The 6,689-nt window shown below is 43.1% G+C and carries 6 protein-coding genes and 1 pseudogene; 6 read left to right on the top strand and 1 reads right to left on the bottom strand.

What is annotated here, in order from left to right; all coding sequences use genetic code 11:
* The first annotated feature begins 15 nt into the window (after positions 1–15).
* The 3 genes from NJ959_RS23885 (at position 16) to rbp (ending at position 2,024) form a co-directional block, all read left to right on the top strand.
* Complete coding sequence (locus tag NJ959_RS23885; RefSeq protein WP_254014249.1) at positions 16–1,119, top strand: ABC transporter ATP-binding protein; 1,104 nt, start codon at positions 16–18, stop codon at positions 1,117–1,119.
* 48 nt (positions 1,120–1,167) lie between these two features.
* Positions 1,168–1,383, top strand: a complete 216-nt coding sequence (locus NJ959_RS23880; RefSeq protein WP_254014247.1) for a ssl0294 family protein — start codon at positions 1,168–1,170, stop codon at positions 1,381–1,383.
* A 356-nt stretch (positions 1,384–1,739) separates the two neighbouring features.
* On the top strand, positions 1,740–2,024 hold the full coding sequence (gene rbp / locus NJ959_RS23875; protein WP_254014248.1) for an RNA-binding regulator: 285 nt from the start codon (positions 1,740–1,742) through the stop codon (positions 2,022–2,024).
* Between the two features lie 88 nt (positions 2,025–2,112).
* Here rbp and NJ959_RS23870 read toward each other — a convergent pair whose 3' ends face one another.
* Positions 2,113–3,195: an ATP-dependent 6-phosphofructokinase gene (locus NJ959_RS23870; RefSeq protein WP_254014246.1), complete on the bottom strand. Its 1,083-nt coding sequence runs from the start codon at positions 3,193–3,195 to the stop codon at positions 2,113–2,115.
* Positions 3,196–3,729: 534 nt separating this feature from the next.
* On the opposite strand from NJ959_RS23870, the gene fbp reads away from it, so the two are divergent.
* The 3 genes and pseudogenes from fbp to NJ959_RS30820 all read left to right on the top strand — a co-directional run.
* Positions 3,730–4,782: a class 1 fructose-bisphosphatase gene (gene fbp / locus NJ959_RS23865; protein WP_254014245.1), complete on the top strand. Its 1,053-nt coding sequence runs from the start codon at positions 3,730–3,732 to the stop codon at positions 4,780–4,782.
* A gap of 234 nt (positions 4,783–5,016) precedes the next feature.
* The gene (zwf, locus tag NJ959_RS23860; protein ID WP_254014244.1) at positions 5,017–6,546 is read left to right on the top strand and encodes a glucose-6-phosphate dehydrogenase; all 1,530 of its coding nucleotides are present in this window, start codon (positions 5,017–5,019) and stop codon (positions 6,544–6,546) included.
* 20 nt (positions 6,547–6,566) lie between these two features.
* Positions 6,567–6,689 (top strand): annotated as a pseudogene (locus NJ959_RS30820) (glycosyltransferase family 2 protein); the annotation flags it as partial.

The raw sequence follows: 6,689 nt of genomic DNA, 5'->3' as shown, positions 1-6,689 counted from the left end.
TTCCCACTCTTTACTATGGCTAATGTTATTTTTGAAAAAATTACCAAAGAATTCGATAACTTTGTCGCTGTCAATAATCTCAATCTGACTGTTGATGATGGAGAATTTCTCGTATTTGTCGGTCCTTCTGGTTGTGGTAAAACTACTTCACTCCGGATGTTAGCAGGTTTAGAAGAAGTAACTCAGGGTAATATTTATATAGGAGATAAACTTGTCAATGATATCCCACCTAAAGAGCGGGATATTGCCATGGTATTCCAATCTTATGCTCTATATCCTCACATGTCTGTCTATGAAAATATGGCGTTTAGTTTGGAATTGCAAGGTAAGCGGAAAGGGGAAATTAAAACCCGTGTAGAAGCAGCCGCAAAGCAATTGGGAATCGATCGTTTATTATACCGGAAACCTAAAGATTTATCTGGGGGACAACGACAACGGGTAGCAGTTGGTAGAGCTATTGTGCGGAATCCGGCAGTATTTTTAATGGATGAACCATTATCGAATTTAGATGCCAAGTTGCGGGTGCAAGCGCGGGCAGAAATTAGTAAATTGCACCATGAATTGGGAACTACGTTTATTTACGTCACCCACGATCAAGTTGAAGCAATGACTATGGGTACTCGGATTGCTGTGATGAATAGTGGGATTTTGCAGCAGGTGGATACGCCACAGAATCTATATAATTATCCCCAAAATATCTTTGTCGCTGGCTTTATTGGTTCTCCGGCGATGAATTTATTTGAGGCTAGGATAATTAATAAAGAGGAGGAACTCTATGTAGCTACAGACTCGTTTGAGTTCTCAATTATGCCCGAATTAGTGGAATTATATCGATCTTACCAAGGTAAAGAAGTTATTTTAGGAATTCGTCCTGAAAGCATCCACGATCCTGATTATATACCGCCGGGAATTGAACCAGCTTTAGTGCCAGCAACAGTATCGGTAATGGAAATGATGGGGAATGAAGTTATTATTTATCTCAATACCTTGACAAAACAAGAATTTGTGGCACGAGTCGATCCGCGATCGCGCCTTGTTATCGGTGCATCAATTAGTGTTGTTTTTGATAAGTCCCGGTTTCATCTTTTTGACAAGCATACTGACCAGATTATTCGTTAATATATCAGAAGAATCAAAAAATTATCATCAGCACAAGGAGATAACCCGATGTTTCTGGATGAATTGACTCCCATTGTTAAAGAACTAATTCAACAACCTATAGCATTCTTAGGTGGATTTTGCTCAGGAGTTTTACGAATTAGCCTCTCAGACGATCCTGTTAAGACTTGGCTACAGAAGCAAACTGGCTCTACATATACTGTCCCTACTTCCAGTACAGATAACGGCAAAAGTAACGGTCCTCAATCGATTTTGATTGAATGAGACGGTACAAGTTCAGGAGTCAAAAGTCAAGAGTTTTCAATCCTTAACCCTTACCCCTTACCCCTTCCCTTTTAGTTCCTGTAAACTAGTTGACACTCCCCGGTCTAAAGACACGGGGATTCTTAAGACTTCGCAGCCTTAATATCCTGATAAATCAGGTTCCCAGGCTCATTACCTTTGCCACAAGGGCGTAATGATATCTCCACAAGGTTGTTTCGGGCGTATACTTTCCTCCAGTCCGGGGGTAGGTTTTTACGTCTTATACTGACCTATTAATTAGATCATGGCAGACTCAAGTCTGCCAATGCCTTTCATCCCCGGACTCAAGTCACGGGGTTTTCAGGCTATTTTCTTATATCGGAAACCTGTCTTACCAAGCAACCGAAGACGATTTACGAATAGTATTCGCTGATTACGGTACTGTAAAGCGTATTGTATTACCCACAGATCGTGAAACAGGAAGGTTGCGCGGCTTTGCTTTTGTCGAAATGACGGCGGATGACCAAGAAACCTCAGCCATTGAACAACTTGATGGTGCTGAGTGGATGGGCCGCCAGCTAAGAGTTAACAAAGCCCGGCCAAAAGAAGACAATCGCAGTACTTCGCGACGTGGCAATAATAGAAACAATGCCTGGGAGTAGGGAGTAGGGAGTAGGGAGTAGGGAGTAGGGAGTAGGGAGTAGGGGGGAGTTAAAACTCAAAACTCAAAACTCCCTATTCCGCCCGAAACTAGTCTCCCAAGCAAATACCCAAACCTCTGGCCGTTTTAACCAGGGTGCTATTGGGATCTACAACTTGATATTTGCTAATCACATCAGCAATAGGCACAGTTACCACCTGACGGTTTTGCCATGTTACCATCTGATCGTAATGTCCATTAGCGATCAGATCCACCGCAGCAACCCCAAAAACAGATGCCGTTAAGCGGTCTAGTGGCGAAGGAAGTCCTCCTCGTTGGGTATGTCCTAATACGGTAACTCGCGTTTCCGCCCCTGTACAGGCACAAATACGATCCGCTAAATAATGACCGATACCGCCATAGCGACGTTCCCCTAAACCGACACTACTTTCAACCACCTCACCTGTTTCTGTACGGACAGCCTCTGATACAATCGCAAGACTATAATTTTTACCCTGTTTCTGACGTTCTCGAATTTTGCCACAGATATTTTCCAGAGAATAGGGAATTTCAGGGATTAAAATAATATCAGCACCTCCAGCAATCCCCGCACTAATGGCAATATGCCCCGCATCGCGCCCCATCACTTCCAAAATCATGACGCGATCGTGACTAGCCGCCGTAAAATGTAAACGGTCTAAGCCTTCTGTCGCAATATTAACTGCCGTATCAAACCCAATCGAACGCTCCGTAACCGCAACATCATTATCAATCGTCTTGGGAATACCGACAAAATGGATACCCCCTTGATTTGCCAATTTTCTGAGAAGCGCTAAACTGCCATCACCGCCAATCCCAATCAGCGCATTAAGTCCAAGCTGATGGTATCCTTCAATAATTTCAGCCGAGCGATCGCAAACAGTCCCATCCGGCATCGGAAAAGCAAAAGGATTACCTTTATTAGTCGTGCCTAACATCGTACCAGCCAACGTCAGAGTAGGATCGACCTGCTTGGTATCCAAAGTCATCGCTTGGGGCGGACGACTCATTAAACCCTGAGTCGAGCGCAAAATCCCCACAACTTCCCAATTATAAGTCCCCACCGCCCGGTGAACCACCGCTCGAATCGCCGCATTTAAACCAGCGCAGTCTCCACCACTGGTAAGAATTCCGATCCGTTTCTGTTCTCCCATAATGCTTATTTCACCGCGCTTTAGTATGTTCAACCTAGATTTGACCGCAGCTCTTGCCCTTTAGACAAGAAATTCAGTATTAAGATTTAATCTTCTCCATCAAACTTCCAGGGCGGGTGTCTCGCCTCCTATCTGTTTGACTGAGATCTTGCACCATTCTCAATAACTGCTTTGGTGGGCAGTCCCCACTAACGTAATAATCAGCTTCTTCTTGTTATATTGGGGACTGCCCACCCTAAATGCCACTCTTTTTTGACATTGGTGTAAGATCTCAGTTTAAGATGTAAACTCAGCTCTTGTACAACCGGAGAAGGCATGAGTTCGATGCAATTTGGGCAATTTACCCACAGCCTTTAGGGTAAAAAGAGGTGAGAATCTGTCCAAAGTCAAAATTACCCTAAAGTAAAGAGCCGAATTGCCAATGCCTTCCTAATATAGAAGTGAACAGCAAGGGCGCATCTGGTTTCTTGAGAGCTTCCTTTCACCAGCGGCGACTCTAGAACCAATGTGCGACTCGATACAGAGGATACGATTATGACAGATCTCGAGCGGTCTTTAGTTGAAGAGCATTCCCTAGATCGAGATTGCACCACCCTTTCTCGTCATATTCTCCAACAACTTCACAGTTTCAACGCCGAGGCACAAGATCTCAGTGCCATTATGAATCGAATTGCGTTAGCCGCCAAAATAATTTCTCGCCGATTGAGTCGCGCTGGGCTAATGGAAGGGGCATTAGGGTTCACTGGGAACATAAATGTCCAAGGGGAATCTGTTAAAAAGATGGATATCTATGCCAATGATGTCTTTATCTCCGTGTTTAAGCAAAGTGGACTGGTCTGTCGGTTGGCATCCGAGGAAATGGAAAAACCCTACTATATTCCCGAAAACTGCCCAATTGGACGTTATACCTTAATCTACGATCCAATTGATGGTTCCTCGAATATAGACATTAACTTAAATATTGGTTCAATTTTTTCCATCCGCAAGCAAGAAGGAGACGATATTGATGGTGATGCTCGGGATTTGCTGCAAAATGGACATAAACAAATCGCCGCAGGTTATATTCTCTACGGACCGAGTACGATGCTGGTGTACTCAATCGGTACAGGAGTTCATTCTTTCACCCTTGACCCAAGTTTAGGTGAATTTATCCTATCTAATGAAAACATTAAAGTACCAACCCATGGACCGATTTATAGTGTAAATGAAGGTAACTTCTGGCAGTGGGAAGATTCCATTCGGGACTATATTCGTTATGTTCATCGCCATGAAGGATATACGGCTCGGTATAGTGGCGCATTAGTGGGAGATTTTCATCGAATTTTGCATCAAGGTGGGGTCTTTATCTATCCGGGTACGGTGAAGAAACCAGAAGGTAAATTGCGTCTGCTTTATGAATCAGCACCTCTTGCTTTTTTGATGGAACAAGCCGGAGGAAGAGCAAGTAATGGAAATATGGAGCTTATGGATGTTGTGCCAGATGCACTTCATGCTCGTACCCCATTAATTATTGGGAGTAAAGAAGATGTAGCCCTAGTAGAATCGTTTATTCAAGATAGGGCACGAGAAGTTGTTGTTAGTCATTAGTCATTGATAATTAGTTGTTTGTTGTTTGTAATTTCCCATTGAGCTGAACTTTAATAAAGTTGGCAATAAGATCGGGAATGTAAGAATGGAGAATGGATCGATAACAGGTAACCATAATTGCCTCTGAATTCATTGCCAAAAACAAAAATTTGTTACTCAAACAACCAACAACAACTAACCAACAACCAATAACCAACAACCAACAACTAACAACTAACAACTAATAACTAAACTATGTTGACTCTCCTAGAAAATCCCCTGCGGGTTGGATTACAACAAGAACGAATGGCAGATCCCCTAATTATGGTAATTTTTGGGGCATCTGGAGATTTAACTCAAAGGAAACTTGTACCTGCAATTTATCAACTCAAACGAGAACGACGTTTGCCGCCAGAAACAACTATTGTCGGGGTAGCACGTCGAGATTGGAGTCACGACTTCTTCCGCGAAAACATGCGAGAGGGGATCGAACAATTTTCTGATGGGATTCAATCAGAAGAGGTTTGGCAAGACTTTGCTGAAGGTCTTTTCTACTGTTCCGGCGACATGGATAATCAAGAAAGCTATCAGAAATTGAAAGCTTTGTTAGCTGAATTAGATGGGATAAGGGGAACTAGAGGAAATCGCGTATTTTATTTAGCTGTTGCGCCCAAGTTTTTCCCAGAAGCAATTCAACAATTGGGAACAGCCGGAATGCTAGCAGATCCCATTAAACATCGCTTGGTAATTGAAAAACCATTTGGTCGAGATCTGAGTTCAGCGCAACGACTAAATCGGGTAGTACAAGAAGTTTGCAAAGAAGAACAGGTTTATCGGATTGACCATTATCTAGGCAAAGAAACTGTTCAGAATCTATTAGTATTCCGCTTTGCTAATGCTATCTTTGAACCGCTGTGGAACCGTCAATTTGTTGACCATGTTCAAATTACCGTAGCAGAAACTGTAGGAGTCGAAGATCGAGCAGGTTATTATGAAACATCTGGGGCGCTGCGAGATATGGTGCAAAACCATTTAATGCAGCTATTTTGCCTCACAGCAATGGAAGCACCAAACTCTCTGGATGCCGATAGTATCCGGACAGAAAAGGTAAAAGTTGTTCAAGCAACTCGCCTCGCAGATATTAATAATCTGGAAAATTCAGCAATTCGCGGTCAGTATTCCAAGGGGTGGATGAAGGGGAAACCTGTACCGGGATACCGAGAAGAACCAGGAGTTAATCCTAACTCGACAACGCCAACTTATGTAGCGATGAAACTACTGATTGATAACTGGCGGTGGCAGGGTGTTCCATTCTACTTACGCACAGGGAAAAGGTTGCCGAAAAAAGTAAGTGAAATTGCGATTCAGTTTCGCGAAGTTCCCTTAATGATTTTTCAATCTGCGGCACAACAAACTAATCCCAATGTGTTGACTTTGCGGATTCAACCCAATGAGGGAATTTCTCTGCGATTTGAAGCAAAAATGCCGGGACCGGATTTACGCACTCGGACTGTAAATATGGATTTTGGCTACGGTTCATCCTTTGGAATGGCAACTTCTGATGCTTATAATCGTCTATTACTGGACTGTATGTTAGGAGATCAAACTTTATTCACTCGTGCTGATGAAGTGGAAGAGGCTTGGCGAGTAGTAACGCCTGCTTTAGCTGTTTGGGAAGGACGAACTGATCCTAGTTTAATTCCTCAGTACGAGGCGGGAACTTGGGAACCAAAAGAGGCTGAAAATTTGATTAATCGCGATGGACGACGTTGGCGTAGGGTTTAATTGGTTGTTGGTTATTGGTTATTGGTTATTGGTATTTAAAAAAACGAACAACAAACAACGAACAACGAACAACGAACAACAAACAACAAACAACGAACAACGAACAACGAACAACGAACAACGAACAACGAACAACGAACAAC

The sequence above is a fragment of the Limnofasciculus baicalensis BBK-W-15 genome (assembly GCF_024178385.1).
GTDB lineage: Bacteria > Cyanobacteriota > Cyanobacteriia > Cyanobacteriales > Coleofasciculaceae > Limnofasciculus > Limnofasciculus baicalensis.
This window is presented reverse-complemented; position numbering and strand designations above follow the sequence as displayed.